Raw genomic sequence first — 16440 nt, forward strand, 5'->3', positions numbered from 1 at the left:
GGAAGAACCGGGCCGGCCAGGGGTCGGGTGTGAAGGTCTTCCACGGGCTCAGTCGCGTTTGCAGATGCGGTCCAGGAGGTTGGCGGTGGCGCGCTGGACGCGGGTGTCGATGTGGCCCGGGCGGTCCAGGGCCGGGGACCAGGCGAAGGTGCCGGCCGCGAAGACGAGGGCGCCGGAGGGCGCGCGGTACAGGGACGTCTCCTGGTGGCGGATGGCTCCCTCGGTGTCCCGGTACGGGGAGTGCGAGAGGAGGATGCGGCCCTCGTGCTCGGGGAGCGTGATGCGCGGGAAGTAGCGGTCGGCCTCGCCGGCGACCATGCCCTCCAGCTCGTCGCCCTCGTGGGCGCCGGTCGCCTCCCACAGCCAGTGGTCGGCGTTGCGGACGACCAGGGGGTGCGCCTCGGGGACCCGGCCCGCGTACTGGACGCCCAGGAGCTCCTGCTCGGGGCGGTCGACCTCACGCCACAGTGCGGGTTTGCCCGGGCCCCGGCGTTTTCGGCAGGTCAGCAGGCGGTCGGGGACGCCGGACGGGGACGGGCCCAGCTCCGCCTGCCAGTACATGGTGTTGGCGGAGAGGAAGACGAGGGACGTGCCGTGCTCGCGGGCGACCTCCACGGTTCGGCGCATGGCCGTCGACCAGTACTCGTCGTGGCCGGGGAAGACCAGGCCCCGGTAGCGGATGGGGTCGACGCGGCCGGCGTGCAGGTCTCGGGCGTCGGCGTACGCGAGGTCGTAGCCGTAGCGCTCGGCCCAGCGGATGAAGTCGTAGGCGTGGCCGACGTGGAGGGGGAGGCCCGCGCCCGCGAACGGGCGGTCGAACGACACCGTCGTGGCGGCCTCGGCCTCGCCGAGCAGCCGGCCGTGCTCGTCCCACGCGTGGTACAGGCTCGCGCCCGTGTGGCCGTCCTCCGGATAGAGGTTGTACGCCTGCCAGGTGATGTCCGGGAGGAGGAGCAGCAGGTCGGCGGGGTGGTTGTCGCGGACCGTGAACGGGATGTGGGAGCGGTAGCCGTCGTCGGTGGTCAGCACGGCCACGTACGCGCCGATGCTCCAGTACGTCGGGATCTGCAGCCGCCAGGAGAGCCACCAGTGGTGGCAGGAGACCGTGCGGTCCGCGGTGAGCGGGGGCGGCTGGACGATGCCGGGGAGGCGGGGGCTGGTGGTGATCTTGCTGGCGCCGTCGCCGCCGTAGTGGCCGATGCGGTAGATGTCCACGCTGAACTGCTGCGGCGGGTCGACCGTGATGTGGAAGTCGATGGCCTCGCCGGGGGCGGCCGCGCCGGTGGAGGCGAAGCCCTTGATCTGCCGGTGGACGTCGTCCGCGGTGCGGGGGTCTCCGGCGGTCTGGCGGGGGGTGGGGACGCGCGGGCCGGTGGTTCGCTGGTGGTTGCGGCCGCCGGGGGAACTCGCGCCCGGGGGTGGGGCGTGGTCCACGTACCAGGGGACGACGTGGCCCGTGTCGTCGAAGTAGTGCTCACTGCCGCGCAGCCATGGGAGGGGGCCCTGTCCGAAGGGGTCCGTGACGGCATGCGCCAGCGCTCCCGACTCCCACCGGCGAATCTGCTCCGACCCCATACCGCGTTCCCTCCCTCGTGCCCCCGTCAGCCCCTGTCGGCCCTTGCAGGCCCTTTCCTTCTCAATGAGCGGTCCCAGCACATCACATTACGCACGCGCGCCGTCACTGTTCGTCGCGAATTGCCTCCGGCGGTTGGGCGGGGAGGGTCAGGGGGGAGTGGGGTGCGGGTGGGTGGTGGGGTGCGGGCCCGGTGGGGGCTGGGTGCGCAGTTCCCCGCGCCCCTGAAAAGCGTCAGATCAGGCGGACGGGCTTTTCGGGGCGTATGCCCAGGTGGAGGAGCCAGGTGCGGAGGGGGGCGGGGTCGCCCTCCTCGATGAGGCTCAGGACTCGGGGTCCGAGGTCCACGGAGCGTTCGCCGTTGAGGAGGAGCGACGGGCCGTCGAGCCAGTCGAGCCCCGGAGCGGCCCCGGCCGTGTCCATCGCCGCACAGCAGACCATCGCCGTGACGTGGTCGGCCAGCAGCTCCCGCCCGGTCCGGGGCGGTTGCAGAGGGAAGAGCGGCAGCGAACCGTCGTCCCAGAGGGGCATGTCCGGACCGACCTGCCCGGCGGCCCCGGAGGGAGCGGCGGCCCCGGCCGACACCGCGGCCTCCTCGCGCGCCACCTCCGCACTGAGCCCCGCCGCCAGCGCCGAACTCCGCTCGTTCTCCGGCCCGCCGTCCTCGTCCTCGTACGCCGCGGTCTCGGGCCTCTCCACGAGCGCCGGATCCCCGGGGTCCCCGGATTCCCGCGGCTCCCCGTCACTGAGGTGATCCATCACCCGGGCCAAGGTCGGCCCCTCCGGATCCGAGGCGCCGGCGCCGGAGGACCGGCTCACTCCGAGAGCGTCCAGCACCCGGTGCAACCGCGCCGCGTCCGTACGCCACTTCCGGTCCACGACCTCGTCCGGATACTCGTCCCAGTCGACCGGCGCCCAGTCGGGGCCGGTCTCGGCCGGTCCGCCGTGGAAGAGTCGCGCGGCCAGCAGGGACGCCGCCTCGTCGATCGCGCCGGGCTCCTCCAGCAGGTCGCAGGCGGGCCGCTCGCCGAGCCGGGAGGCGAACCCCTCGGCAAGGCGGTCGCGACGCGAGAGTTCGGTGAGGGCCGCGACCACGCCCGCGTCAAGCCGGGACGGCCAGCGCCCCATGCGCCAGGCGGGCAGCGCGACCCGCGTCAGCAGCCGGTCCCAGCCCGCGTACGCCAGCCCCACCTGCTCCTGGGCGACGATCCGCAGACCGTAATCCACAGCCTGTGCACGCTCCGCCGCCGCGGCGGCTACACCCCGCTCCATCTCGGCGGCATGCACGCGACAACTGCGCAGCAGAAGCCGCACCACCCAGCCGACCCCGCCGAGCACCGTCCTGGACAGGGGTCCGCGGGGCGCCGAGGTCACGGCCACCGCCGCGTCGAGCCCCCGGACGAAACGCCGGGCCGCGGCTATGTCGGGGTGCGCCGACGGTCCCGTACCGGCAACCACCGGCGCGAGGACGGCGCGCAGTTCGCCGACCCGCATCCACCACAGGAAGGGCGAGCCGATGACGAGGACGGGCGCGGCCGGCGGACGACGGTGGGCCGACGGGAGGCCCCGGACGCCCGGTACGCCCTCGATCTCGTCGCGGGCCTCCGGCCGGGGCGTGCCGTGGGCCCGGTGGGTGCGGTCCTCCAGCCAGCTGTCGCAGTCCGGGGTGAGCGCTATCGCGGAGGGCGCGGGCACTTCGAGGCGGTCGGCCAGGTCGCGCACCATGCGGTAGAGATCGGGCGCCGACTCCTCGGCGATGGTGACCGTGGGGCTCACGGCGGGCCGGGAACGGGCCACGACCAGCGCGATGCCCGCCGCGGCTAGGAGAACGAACAGGGCGAACCCCGACACGACCCACCGCGTGACCGCCCAGCCGGGGCCGTCGATGTGGCCCGTCGACCCGCCGACGAGCAGCACGACGGCGACGGCCGCGGGCAGCAGGGCGACGGCCAGCGCCCTGCTGCGGACCCGCAGCACGGCGAGAGCCCGTGAGCGCGCGGCCTGCGCGCCCACCTCCACACCCATACCGGACACGACCGGTGTCACCCCCTACTGCCCGCCCGGCGCGTGCATACCCAGCCACTGCCGGCGGACGTCCATGGCGTTGCTCACTCCCCCACTGTGGCACCCACGACCGACATCGCAATGCCGGTGGGCCAAGTGCCGGAACGCTTGCGCCGCACCCTAGTTGGGGCCCCGGCCCTCGTCAGCCGGATGGGGCATCGGTCACTCGATGGAATGGCTTTGGGCAGAGGTGGCTGACGAAAGAGCCCCGGATCCTGTGCAGGATCCGGGGCCCGGGGTGATTCCGCGGTGCGTGTCGACGCAGGTGAAGGGGCGTAACTGTCGGTTACGCCTGTGCCGCTCCCGCAACCTTCGCCGCGATGTCCGTACGGTGCTGGCCGCCGTCGAGGTGGATTCGGTTGACCGCTTCGTACGCACGTGCGCGGGCCTGGGTGAGGTCCTTGCCGCTGGCCGTGACGGAGAGCACCCGGCCGCCCGCGCTCACGATGGCGTCACCGTCGCGCCTGGTGCCCGCGTGCAGGACGTACGCGTGCGGGGCGTCCTGCGCCGCCACCTCGTCGAGGCCCTCGATGGGGTCGCCGGTGCGCGGGGTGTCCGGGTAGTTGTGCGAGGCGATGACCACGGTGACGGCCGCGTCGTCGCTCCAGCGGAGGGGTTCGAGGTCGACCAGGGTGCCGTCCGCCGCCGCGAGGAGGATGCCGGAGAGGGGGGTCTTCAGGCGGGCGAGGACGACCTGCGTCTCGGGGTCGCCGAAGCGGGCGTTGAACTCGATGACCCGTACGCCGCGCGAGGTGATCGCGAGACCGGCGTAGAGGAGCCCGGAGAAGGGGGTGCCGCGGCGGCGCATCTCGTCGACGGTCGGCTGCAGAACGGTCTGCATGACCTCCTCGACCAGCTTCGGGTCGGCCCACGGGAGGGGCGAGTACGCGCCCATGCCGCCGGTGTTCGGACCCTCGTCGCCGTCGAGCGCGCGCTTGAAGTCCTGCGCGGGCTGCAGCGGGACGACCGTCACGCCGTCGGTGATCGCGAAGAGGGAGACCTCGGGGCCGTCGAGGAACTCCTCGATGACCACACGGTCGCAGGCGTTGGCGTGCTCGCGGGCCTTGTCGAGGTCGGCGGTCACGACGACGCCCTTGCCGGCCGCGAGACCGTCGTCCTTCACGACGTACGGGGCTCCGAAGGCGTCGAGCGCCTCCTCGACCTCGTCGGGGTTCGTGCAGACGTACGAGCGGGCCGTGGGGACGCCCGCACCCGCCATGACGTCCTTGGCGAAGGCCTTGGAGCCCTCCAGCTCGGCGGCCTCCTTGGAGGGGCCGAACACCGGGATGCCCGCCTCGCGCACGGCGTCGGCGACCCCGGCCACGAGGGGCGCCTCCGGGCCGACGACCACCAGCTCGGCGCCGAGCCCGGTGGCCAGCGCGGCCACGGCCTTGCCGTCGAGGGCGTCGACCTGGTGCAGCTCGGCCACCTCGGCGATACCCGCGTTGCCTGGGGCACAGTGCAGCGCGGTGACGTCGGGGTCGAGGGAGAGAGAACGGCACAGGGCGTGTTCGCGGGCACCGCCGCCGATTACTAGGACCTTCACGGGGGTCAGACTAGCTGCCGTGTTTCGGGGGCGGGTCTGCGTGGGCCCGCCACTGCTCACAACCACTGGTTGCTGCTCGTTGCCACTACTGGTTACTGCTCGCTGCTGCTACTGGTTGCTGCTCGTTACTACTCGTTCGAGAACTCCTCCACCACTGTCGCTCCCAGCTCTCTCACGATCAGTTCGTGGCCCGACAGGGCGGACTCGTCGAGGTCCGGATCGTCGTCCTCCGGGGTGTCGTCCTCGGGGGAGATGGGGGGCGGCTCCGGCGCGGAGGGGCGGGGAGCGGGCGCGCTGGGTGCGGGCGCCGACTGGGACTGGGGAGCCGAGGAGGCAGGCCGGGGAGCCGGAGCCGTCGGCTGCTGCGGGGCAGGGCGCGGCGCCGCCGGGGCCGGGGCACCGCCGGCCCCGTAACCACCGCCGTAACCGGACCCGGGGCCGGGCGCGGGCGGCGGTGCCGAACCGCCGGACGGGTCGACGACCGCCTCGACCTTCCAGTGCACGTTGAACAGCTCGGTCAGCGCCTGCTTCAGCACCTCTTCGCTGCCGCTGCTCGCGAAGTTGTCCCGAGCGCCCGCGTTGACGAAACCGATCTGGAGGGTCGTGCCGTCGAAGCCGGTCACCTGCGCGTTCTGGCTGAGCAGGATCCAGGTGAAGCGGCGTCGGTTCTTCACCGCCTCCAGGATGTTCGGCCACAGCATGCGGGGGTCGGGGCCACCGCCGGGCGGAGGGGAGGCGTACGAAGCCGTCGGCGCGGGGGCCTGAGCCTGGGGCTGGGCGGCCTGGGGCGCGGGCGGGCCAGGTGCCGCGGCCGGTGGCTGTCCCCCGCCCGCGGGTGTGGCGGTCGGCCACCCGCCGGGTCGCCTGCCACTGCCCGCGGCGGTCGCGGCGGGCCAGGCACCGGGAGCGGCACCGGCCGCGGGGGCGGAGGGGGGCGCCTGGGCGGGCGGCGGTTCGGGAGCGGGGGCGGGCGTGGGTGTGGACGGGGCGGGAGCAGGCGCGGCTCCCGGGGAGGCTTGGGCCGGCATGGGGGCCTGGGCCGAGGCGGGGGCCTGGGCTGGTGTGGGGGCTGGGGCCGCCCCGGGACCCGTGTCTCCACCGGGGGCCCCCGCTCCCCGTACCGCAGCGCGAGCGGCGGCGGGCCCGCCACCCGGCGGGACGGGGGGACCGGGAGGAGCGAGAGAAGCGGAAGCGGCCATACCGCCGCCCGGCACCCCGGTCGGCATTCCGGCATGCGCGTCGGGCCCGGGCACGTACCCCATGGCGGGCGCTCCGGCAGCCGCCGCCCCCGTGAAGTTGACCCCGCGCTCGATGCGGTCGAGCCGGGCCATGAGGGACCGCTCGTCCCCGTAGGCCGCGGGCAGGAGCACGCGCGCGCAGATCAGTTCGAGCTGGAGGCGGGGCGAGGTGGCCCCGCGCATCTCCGTCAGCCCTTCGTTGACGAGATCGGCGGCCCGGCTGAGCTCGGCGGCGCCGAACACTCCGGCCTGGGCCGTCATCCGCTCCACGACATCGGTGGGGGCGTCGATGAGCCCCTTCTCCCCGGCATCGGGCACAGCCGCCAGGATGACCAGGTCCCGCAACCGCTCCAGCAGGTCGGCGACGAACCGCCGAGGATCGTTTCCGCCCTCGATGATCCGGTCGACGACCTCGAAGGCGGCGGCGCCGTCCCCCGCGGCGAAGGCCTCGACCACGGAGTCGAGCAGCGACCCGTCCGTATAACCGAGCAGTGAGGTGGCCATGGCATACGTCACGCCGTCGTCCCCGGCGCCGGCCAGCAGCTGGTCCATGACGGACATGGAGTCACGCACGGACCCGGCGCCGGCGCGCACGACCAGCGGCAACACCCCGTCCTCGACGGGACTGCCCTCGCGCCCGCACACCTCGCCCAGGTACTCCCGCAGGGTCCCGGGCGGGACGAGCCGGAACGGATAGTGGTGCGTACGCGACCGGATGGTCCCGATGACCTTCTCGGGCTCGGTGGTGGCGAAGATGAACTTGAGGTGCTCGGGCGGCTCCTCGACGACCTTCAGCAGCGCGTTGAACCCGGCCGACGTGACCATGTGGGCCTCGTCGATGATGTAGATCTTGTACCGGCTGCTCGCGGGTCCGAAGAACGCCTTCTCGCGCAGGTCACGGGCATCGTCCACGCCACCGTGCGAGGCGGCGTCGATCTCGATCACGTCGATGGAACCCGGCCCGTTCCTCGCGAGGTCCCGGCAGGACTGGCACTCCCCGCACGGCGTCGGTGTGGGCCCCTGCTCGCAGTTCAGACACCGCGCCAGGATCCGCGCGCTGGTCGTCTTCCCGCACCCACGCGGCCCGCTGAACAGGTACGCGTGATTGACCCGGTTGTTCCGCAGCGCCTGCTGCAACGGGTCGGTGACATGCTCCTGCCCGATGACCTCGGCGAACGACTCCGGGCGATAACGGCGGTACAGCGCGAGAGACGACACACGTACGAGGTTATAGGCGCCCACTGACAACGAGCACCGCCCGCCGGACTTCACCGCTCCGCCTCACCGGCACCGGGCCGCACTCACGGCTCCACCGGGGCCGCATCCTCGGCTCCACGAGGGCCGCACCCTCGACTCCGCCGGCCCCGCAAACGCAAGCGCCCCCCACGCACCCGCCAGAGCCAACCTACCCTTGCTGCCTTCCGGCCCTGGGGGAGTTCAGTCAGATAGCGCCACGTGAGGGGCTACGCACACAGTACCCGATCTGAGCGGGGGGAACGAGTTCGCGAGCACTCCTCAACGTCTTGTATTGTTTGCCGCGGAGGATTCGCCTAGTGGCCTAGGGCGCACGCTTGGAAAGCGTGTTGGGGGCAACCCCTCACGAGTTCGAATCTCGTATCCTCCGCCAGTGCCTCACCGGGCACGATGTCGAAGGGCCCCACCGTTCGCGGTGGGGCCCTTCGTCGTGCACTGGTTGCATTTCTGGTTGCATTTATAAGCTTCCATTTCAGACATTTAGCTGATCTGTCGGGCCCTCTCAGCTCGCAATTGAGACGGCCCACAAGCCGCCGACGCCCGCCAAGGGGGAACCTGCCCCTTGCGGCACCCACGGATCACGGGGATACGCCATCCTTGAACCCGGCCCCGCTACGAAGCTCCCTGGTCTGACGAGGTGCACGTCGCATGAAGTCCCGATCCACGCTGGCGACATGGCTCGGCAGCCTCGACGGCTCTCGTCTGGCACGCGTGCTCGGGGCACGGCAGGACGCCGTGTCGCTTCCGGAGCCGCGTTCGCTGGGGGAACTGGCGGATCGGCTTCAACGCCCGGGATCGGTGGCGCTGGTCCTGCCGCGGCTCGCGCTGCCGCACCTCCAGGTGGCCGAGGCGCTGGCGGCGCTTGGGGTCCACGCATCGCGCGATGCTCTGGTGAAACTGCTGGGAGCCGTGGACGACGCAACCGCCTGCGAACTCGACACCGTGCTGGAGACGCTGGCCGATCACGCTCTGGTCTGGCCGGACGGCGCGGGGCAGCTCCGTATGACCGGACCGCTGCGGCAGGCATGGGACACACCCCTTGGGCTGGATGCTCCGCTGGAGGAACTGCTCGCGGGCACGACCTCCGACGAACTGCGCGGCATGCTGGTGACACTGGGCGTCAAGCCGCCGGGCGCCAAGCCGCACCGACTGGCCGCCCTGGTGGAGCACCACAGCGACCCGGAGCAGATCACCTCCGTGGTCGCAAAGGCCCCCGAGACCGCCCGGAAACTGCTCGACCGCCTGGCGCGGGCCGCTACGAGGCAGCCGCAGTTCGTCGTGTCCGGGTTTCCTGGGCCCGACCTCGAACCGGGTGCGCGATGGGCACTGGACCGGGGGCTCCTGATCCAGGACCGGCACCGATACGGCCCGGCGCGTATGCCCGCCGAGGTGGCACTCGCGCTGCGCGGGCCCGGCTGGCACGCCCCGTTCGAGCCCGCCCCACCGTGCCCCCGGCCGGCATCTGTCACCCCGGCGGAGACCGATCGCGAAGCATCGGCCGCGGCCACGGCCTTCGTAACCCATGCCGCCTCGGTCCTGGCGGCCTGCTCGGCAACGGCACCGGCCCGGCTGAAGTCCGGCGGGATCGGTGCACGTGAACTGGCCCGGATCGGCAAGGCGGCCCAGGCCGACGACGCTGTCGTACGCATCACCCTGGAGACCTCGTACGCCGCTGGGCTTCTGGGCCGGGACGGCGACCGTGTGTCCCCCACCGAGGCATACGACGCCTGGGCGGAACAGGAACCCCCGGAGCAGTTCGCAGTGCTGCTCCAGGCATGGCAGAACCTGCCGCTCACCCCCACCCAGGCGCGCGACGAGGACAACAGAGCGCTCCCTGCCGTCGCCGGAGCGCCTCCCTGCGGCGGCTGTGTGCAGGCCCGCCTCGGGCTGTTGGCCGCAGCAGCACAGCTCCCGGCAGGGCAGGGCGCGGGAGTCGCCTCGGATCTGGGGCCACTGATCGCCTGGCACCGCCCCCTCGCCGACTCGTCACCCCAGGACGGAACGCCGTTCGCCGCCGTGATCCGTGAGGCCGAGCTCCTCGGAGTACTCGCACGTGGCGCCTTGTCCGCTCTCGGCATCCGCCTGCGGACCGGCGATACGGAGGGGCTGAGCATCGAGTGCCGACGACTGGTCCCCTCGGCCACGGCAGTGGCTCGGATCGGCGCCGACCTCACCGCCGTCGTCACCGGCACGCCGTCCGCGCGACTGACCGCGCTCCTGGATTCCGTCGCCGATCGAGAGACCAGCGGCACGGCATCGGTGTGGCGGTTCAGCGTCGGCGGCATCCGCCGGGCTCTGGATGCCGGCCGCACCCCCGAGGACATCACAGCCCACCTGGCCGCTGTCGCCGGCGGGCCCCTGCCACAGCCGCTGTCGTATCTGATCGCCGACACCGCGCGCGGCCACGGACGCGTGCGCATCGCCCCTGCCGCCTGCGTCATCCACGGCGACGAGCCCGTGCTGCTGGCCGAGCTCGCCGCCCACCGAGGGCTCGCCGGGCTCGGACTGCGGCAGCTGGCGCCGACAGTGCTCATCAGCCGTAGCCCGATCGACACGACCCTCGCCGCGCTCCGGGCCGAGGGGTACGCCCCTGTCGCCGAGACGGCCGAGGGCACGGTACGCATCGAGAAGGCCCGGCCTCAGCGGGCCGCAGCTCCCGTTCCCACTCCACGCGGCACCAGCACGCGGGACGGCCGCCGCATCGCTGTCGCTGCCACGCGCACGAAGGCACCCGCCGCCGACCTGAACACCTTGGCGAACCAGCTGCTGGCCGCCCCGCCCACGACTCCCGAACCCGCGCCGTTCGACGGAGGAGCTCCCTTCGCCACGGACACCGAAGAGATCGTCGCAGGGTGGGCGAAGCGCCTGCCGTACAGCGACATCCGCCAACTCGCGCATGCCATCGATGCCGGTCAGGCCATCACCGTGGAGTACGTCGCCACCTCGGGCAACCGGACCGAGCGCACCCTCAGCCGCCTCGCACTCGACCCGCCCTACCTGGAAGCCTGGTGCCACCTTCGGGAGGCCGAGCGCGTTTTCACCCTCTCCCGCATCCACAGCGTCATGCCCGAACAGAAGAGGCAATGGTATCGACAGGGATAGTATCCCTTCCGATACTATTGCCTACGGGAGGCTTGCCATGCGTCGCTTCATCGGGCGGGACCGCGAGCTGAACGTGCTCGGCAACGCCTTGCAGGCGGTTCATGATGCCGCCGGGTCGGCGAAACCAGGCCAGTGCATCCTCATGCGCGGACGGCGGCGGGTCGGCAAGTCCAGCCTCGTCGAGGAATTCCTCCGGCGCACCGAGACGCCGTACCTCTTCTTCACCGCGGCGGGCGGTACTGCGGACGACGAGCTGACGGAGCTGCTCGACGCCGTCGCCAGATCCACCCTCCCGGAGCGGGGACTGTTCTCGGAGGAGGCCCCCGAGCAGTGGAATGCGGCATTCAGGCTGCTTGCGGAGGTCCTGCCCGACGACAGCCCGAGCGTGGTCGTCATCGATGAGGTTCCGTATCTCATGGACCGAATCGACGCGTTCGAGGGGATGTTGCAACGGGCCTGGGACAGGCTGCTCAGCCACAAGCCCGTGCTCCTCCTCCTGGTCGGATCCGACCTGTCGATGATGGAGGCGCTGAACAGCTACGACCGCCCCTTCCATCAGCGGGGCCGGGAAATGGTCGTGGGACCGCTGAACCCGGCCGACATCCGCGAGATGCTCGACCTGTCGCCGGCGGTCGCTTTCGACGCCGCCCTGATCACGGGCGGTCTTCCGCTGATCTGTGCGGAGTGGCGGGCCGGAGCGGACGTCTGGGAGTTCCTCCGCGACTCGCTCGACAACCCGATCTCGGCGCTGCTGGTCTCCGCCGAACGCTCACTGGCCGCGGAATTCCCACCGCAGGCGATGAGCAGGGAAGTCCTACGGGCCGTCGGAGCCGGAGAACGAACTTTCACCAACATCGCGCGCGCCGCCGGCGGCATCGCCCACACCACGCTTACCCGGGCAACGGACGTCCTGACCGCGAAGCGGGTGGTGGCAGCCGAACTGCCCCTCTCCCTGCGCCCGTCGAAAGAACGCCGCTACCGAGTGGCAGACCCCTACCTGCGGTTCTGGCTCGCGTTTCTGGATCCACACATGGCGGAGATCGAGCGGATGCGGGGAGATCTCACACTGAGCCGGATCAGGGAGCAGTGGACGAGTTGGCGGGGCCGCGCGATCGAGCCCCTGGTCCGGGAATCCCTCGCCCGTCTCCTGCCGGACGGGCTCCTGCCCGCCGCCCCGGCGATCGGCGGTTACTGGACCCGCAGCAACGACGTCGAAATCGACTTGGTGGGCGCCGACCGGCAGCCGGTGGCCAAGCAGTTGCTCTTCCTCGGCTCGATCAAGTGGCTGGAGAACTCCCCGCTCGACAGCCACGACCTGGCCGCACTGCAGAAGCACCGGGCGGCGATCACCGACGAGCCAGTGCCGCTCGTGGCAGTTTCCCGAAACGGAACCAGCTGTGCTGGGCTTCATGCGGCGTACGGTCCCGACGAACTGCTCAGCGCCTGGCGCAGAGCATGAGCAGCGGCTGAGATGCCCTGGTTGCAGTTCTGGTTGCGTTCACCTGCGTACGGCACTGTCCAGAAGTCCCGACCACCCCCACTCCATCGCAGGTCAGAACGCTCCCGTACACCCCGGAACCCCCCAGACGAACATTTGGAAAGCGTGTTGGGGGCAACCCCTCACGAGTTCGCATCTCGTATCCTCCGCCAGTGCCTCACCGGGCACTAACGTCGAAGGGCCCCACCTCGCGGTGGGGCCCTTCGTCGTTGTGTCCTTCGTCGTTGTGTCCTTCGTCGTTGTGTCCTTCGTCGTTGTGCCCTTCGTCGTTTTCCGTCTCAGGAGCGATCGGATGAGCGAACAGCGGACTGTGGACTTCTGGTTCGACCCCGTCTGCCCGTACACGTGGATCACCTCACGGTGGATGGTGGAGGTCACCAAGGTGCGGCCGGTGGCCGTCCGCTGGCGGGTGATGAGTCTGTCGGTGCTCAACGAGCACCGGGACGACAACCCCGAGGGCGAGTGGGGCGACTACATGTGGGCCCCGGTGCGCGTGTGTGCCGCCGTGGAGGAGCAGTTCGGTCAGCGGGCGCTCGGCGACCTCTTCACCGCGATGGGCACCCGATTTCATATCCGGGGCGACTGGGGGAACCTCCCGGCGGCCCTTGCCGATGCCGGGCTGCCGGAGGGGATCGCCGAGGTCGCCGAGTCCACCGCGTACGACGAGGCGATCCGGTCCTCGCACGCGCAGGCCGTCGCCCTAGCCGGCGACGACATCGGCACCCCGGTGCTGTCGGTCGCCGGGCCCGGTGGCGAACGGGTCGGCTTCTTCGGTCCCGTCGTCTCCCCCGCGCCCACCGGGGAGACGGCCGGACGGCTGTGGGACGGCTTTCTGCTGCTGGCCGCTGTTCCGGGCTTCTACGAGGTCAAGCGGACCCGTACCGAAGAGCCTCGGTTCGACATGGGTGACTGACACGGGCGGCTGACGTGGGCGACCGACACGGCGCATCCGGCGGGGGCTCGCGCGCATTGGCCGGCGCCGGCCGAGAGGCCGGGGCGTAACCGTTGTCCCCCTGGAGAGCTACGCGTGAGTGAGCCCTGGGGGGTGACGATCCTGGGCCGCCTGATCCGTAGCGTCTGAGTTGTCGCCGACGGACTCCGGCCGACCGGCTCGTTCCCAGCCCTTTGTCCTCTCCTCGTCTTCTCCCCGTCTTCCCCTTGTCTTTTTTGGAGGTCCTCGTGAACCGCATGCTCAAGACCACTGCCGTGGCCGCGACGTTCTGTGCCGTGGCCGGTGCGGGCATCGTCGGTTTCGGGGAGGCCACCGCCCAGGCGGCTCAGGCACAGACGAAGGTGCAGGTCCGGGTGCAGACGCAATCGACTTCCATCACGACCGCGCGGCACGGGCACGGGGACTCGTTCTCGGGGACCAAGAAGATCCGTGTCGGCAGCTACTCGGTCAACGTCTCGTGCTCCGGCCGCTCGGTGGACCGTAAGCCGGTGGTCGTCCTGATGGCCGGAGGGGGCGACGGGCTGGACACGATGGCCGGCCTGCAGAAGACCCTGAGCAAGAAGGCCCGGGTCTGCTCCTACGACCGGCTCGGCGAGGGCGAGAGCGACCAGCCGAACGGCACGCAGACCATCAACGACAGCTCCAGGATCCTGACGGGCGTGCTCGACCGGGTCGCCGGTGACCGCCCGGTCGTGCTGGCCGGCCACTCGCTGGGCGGACTGATCGCCGCCCGTTACGCCCCCGACCACCGGGACAGGGTCAAGGGCCTGGTCCTGATGGACGCCACGATCCCGGCCCTCACGGCGGGCGTCTCGAAGGCGATCCCCGAGTCGGCCACCGGCATGGCGGCCGAACTGCGTGACCAGACCATCGCGGTGAACGAGGGCCAGAACCCGGAGAAGTTCATCATCGCCGACGCGAAGGTCCGCTCCGCGGGGAACATCCCGGTGCAGATCATCAGGCACGAGTCCCAGTACGCCGAGGTCCCCGACTACGGGCCCGCCCTGGAAGCGATGTGGGCCGAGGGTCAGGAGGAGTGGCGTGCGCTCTCCGGCCGCAGCCGGATAGGCGTCGCCGCCGGAAGCGGCCACTACATACACGTCGACCGTCCCGACATCGCCGTCAAGGCCATCCAGCGAGTCACCGCACAGGCCACGGCCCGCTCGTAGTCGCCGAGGAACTCCGGCCCGGACACTGCCAGTTCCCCCTTTCTCCCGTGCTCGTGTCCTCCACTCGTCTTCCGCTCGTGCCTCGCCGGGCACGATGTCGAAGGGCCCACCGCGAACGGTGGGGCCCTTCGGCGGCGGTTACTTCGGGTCGCTGTTGAACTTCGCGGTCGACCAGAAGTAGCCCAGTGCGGTCAGCGCCAGGGACCAGGCGAGGGCGAGCCATCCGTTGTGGCCGATCTCGGTGCCGAGCAGCAGCCCGCGCAGGGTCTCGATGGCCGGCGTGAACGGCTGGTACTCGGCGATCGGCTGGAACCAGCCCGGCATCGCGTCGACCGGGACGAAGGCGCTGGAGATGAACGGCAGGAAGATGAGCGGCATCGCGTTGTTGCTCGCGGCCTCGGGGTTCGGGCTGATCAGGCCCATGCCGACCGCGATCCAGGTGAGCGCCAGGGCGAAGAGCACGAGCAGTCCGAACGCCGCCAGCCACTCCAAGACTGTCGCATCCGTGGACCGGAAGCCGATGGCCACCGCGACCGCCCCAACGAGGACCACGCTCATCACGCACTGCAGGACGCTGCCGACGACGTGTCCGACGAGCACCGACGGGCGGTGGATCGCCATCGTGCGGAAGCGGGCGATGATGCCCTCGGTCATATCCATGGAGACGGACACCGCGGTACCGATCGTGGTGCCGCCGATGGTCATCAGCAGCAGGCCCGGCACGAGATAGGCGATGTAGTCGGAGCGGTCCGCGCCGCCGCCACCGATGCCGGCGCTCATCACGTCGCCGAAGATGTAGACGAAGAGCAACAGCAGCACGACCGGGGTGAGCAGCAGGTTCAGGGTGAGGGACGGGTAGCGCCGCACGTGCAGGAGGTTGCGGCGCAGCATCGTGGACGAGTCGCGCACGGCGAGGGCGAGGGAGCTCATCGGGCATCCTCCTTGGGCTGGTTGAGCTGAGTGGGCTGGCTGGGCTGGCTGGGGATGTTGGCCGGGCCGGTCAGGGCGAAGAACACGTCGTCGAGGTCGGGGGTGTGCACGGTGAGTTCGTCGGCTTCGATGCCGGCCGCGTCCAGCCAGTCGAGGATGGAGCGCAGTTCGCGCTGGCTGCCGTCGCTGGGGATCTGGAGGGAGAGTGCCTCGTCGATGGGGGTCCCCCCGCTCGAGCGAAGCCGAGAGTGGGGGAGGGTCGCCTCGCGCAGGGCGTCGGCGGCCGTCTGGTACGCGGCCGGGTCGTCGAAGCGCAGGCGTACGTGTCCGCCGGGGATCAGGCGCTTGAGTTCGTCGGCGGTACCCTCGGCGGCGATCTTGCCGTCGTTGAGGACCGCGATGCGGTCGGCGAGTTCGTCGGCCTCCTCCAGGTACTGGGTGGTGAGGAAGACGGTCACGCCGCCCGTGACCAGTTCGCGGATGATCTGCCACATGTTGTGGCGGGAGCGGGGGTCGAGGCCGGTGGTCGGTTCGTCGAGGAAGATGATCCGCGGGTTGCCGACCAGGGTCATCGCGATGTCCAGGCGGCGCTTCATACCCCCGGAGTAGGTCGAGGCGGGCTTCTTCGCCGCCTCCACCAGGTCGAAGCGCTCCAGGAGTTCGGCGGTGACCCGCCTCCCCTCGCTGCGCGAGAGATGGTGCAGGTCCGCCATGAGGAGCATGTTCTCCTCGCCGGTGATCAGACCGTCCACGGCGGAGAACTGACCGGTGACACCGATCGCGGCCCGCACCCCGTCCGGTGACGTGGTGACGTCGTGGCCCGCGACCTGGGCCTGACCGCCGTCGGCGGAGATGAGGGTGGACAGGATTTTCACGGCGGTGGTCTTGCCGGCGCCGTTCGGGCCGAGCAGGGCGAAGACGGACCCGGCCGGGATGTGCAGATCGATGCCGTCGAGGACGGTCTTGTCGCCGAACGACTTGCGCAGACCGACGGTGGACACGGCGGCCGGCGATGCGTGGCCGTCACGCTGATTGGACGTGGGCATGACAGATGAAGGCATGGAGCCCTCCCGTTAGAAGGCTGAAGGGGTTGGGACATCGGAGGAGATGAGGC

At 71.1% G+C, this 16440-nt stretch carries 10 protein-coding genes, 1 tRNA gene and 1 other RNA gene; 5 read left to right on the forward strand and 7 right to left on the reverse strand.

All coding sequences use genetic code 11. The features are described from left to right. Positions 1-48 precede the first annotated feature (48 nt). The 5 genes from QF035_RS25435 to ffs form a co-directional block, all read right to left on the reverse strand. A complete protein-coding gene (locus QF035_RS25435; RefSeq protein ID WP_307522905.1) occupies positions 49-1575 on the reverse strand; it encodes a N,N-dimethylformamidase beta subunit family domain-containing protein in 1527 nt (508 codons plus the stop codon). Between the two features lie 232 nt (positions 1576-1807). Then, a complete protein-coding gene (locus tag QF035_RS25440; RefSeq protein WP_307531407.1) occupies positions 1808-3598 on the reverse strand; it encodes a hypothetical protein in 1791 nt (596 codons plus the stop codon). Positions 3599-3923: 325 nt separating this feature from the next. Beyond that, a complete protein-coding gene (gene purD / locus QF035_RS25445) occupies positions 3924-5183 on the reverse strand; it encodes a phosphoribosylamine--glycine ligase (protein WP_307522906.1) in 1260 nt (419 codons plus the stop codon). A gap of 128 nt (positions 5184-5311) precedes the next feature. After that, the gene (locus tag QF035_RS25450; protein WP_307522907.1) at positions 5312-7639 is read right to left on the reverse strand and encodes a DNA polymerase III subunit gamma and tau; all 2328 of its coding nucleotides are present in this window, start codon (positions 7637-7639) and stop codon (positions 5312-5314) included. A 151-nt stretch (positions 7640-7790) separates the two neighbouring features. Further along, an RNA gene (gene ffs, locus QF035_RS25455) (signal recognition particle sRNA small type) lies at positions 7791-7889 on the reverse strand. Positions 7890-7960: 71 nt separating this feature from the next. Here ffs and QF035_RS25460 point away from each other — a divergent pair. The 5 genes from QF035_RS25460 to QF035_RS25480 all read left to right on the forward strand — a co-directional run bounded on the left by QF035_RS25460 (position 7961) and on the right by QF035_RS25480 (position 14396). Next, positions 7961-8048 (forward strand) — tRNA-Ser (locus QF035_RS25460). 275 nt (positions 8049-8323) lie between these two features. Further along, on the forward strand, positions 8324-10777 hold the full coding sequence (locus QF035_RS25465; RefSeq protein ID WP_307522908.1) for a helicase C-terminal domain-containing protein: 2454 nt from the start codon (positions 8324-8326) through the stop codon (positions 10775-10777). A gap of 37 nt (positions 10778-10814) precedes the next feature. Continuing rightward, entirely contained in the window at positions 10815-12236 is a 1422-nt protein-coding gene (locus tag QF035_RS25470; protein ID WP_307522910.1) for an ATP-binding protein, read from the forward strand. 331 nt (positions 12237-12567) lie between these two features. Further along, complete coding sequence (locus QF035_RS25475) at positions 12568-13188, forward strand: mycothiol-dependent nitroreductase Rv2466c family protein (RefSeq protein ID WP_307522912.1); 621 nt, start codon at positions 12568-12570, stop codon at positions 13186-13188. A 275-nt stretch (positions 13189-13463) separates the two neighbouring features. Beyond that, on the forward strand, positions 13464-14396 hold the full coding sequence (locus QF035_RS25480; RefSeq protein ID WP_307531408.1) for an alpha/beta fold hydrolase: 933 nt from the start codon (positions 13464-13466) through the stop codon (positions 14394-14396). Between the two features lie 138 nt (positions 14397-14534). Here the strand turns inward: QF035_RS25480 and QF035_RS25485 are convergent, their stop codons facing one another. Both QF035_RS25485 and QF035_RS25490 read right to left on the reverse strand, forming a co-directional pair. Further along, positions 14535-15326, reverse strand: a complete 792-nt coding sequence (locus tag QF035_RS25485; protein ID WP_307522913.1) for an ABC transporter permease — start codon at positions 15324-15326, stop codon at positions 14535-14537. Next, entirely contained in the window at positions 15323-16387 is a 1065-nt protein-coding gene (locus tag QF035_RS25490) for an ATP-binding cassette domain-containing protein (RefSeq protein ID WP_307522915.1), read from the reverse strand. Before QF035_RS25490 ends, QF035_RS25485 begins: the two co-directional genes overlap by 4 nt. Positions 16388-16440 lie beyond the last annotated feature (53 nt).

The sequence above is a fragment of the Streptomyces umbrinus genome, from assembly GCF_030817415.1.
In the GTDB taxonomy this organism is placed as follows: domain Bacteria; phylum Actinomycetota; class Actinomycetes; order Streptomycetales; family Streptomycetaceae; genus Streptomyces; species Streptomyces umbrinus_A.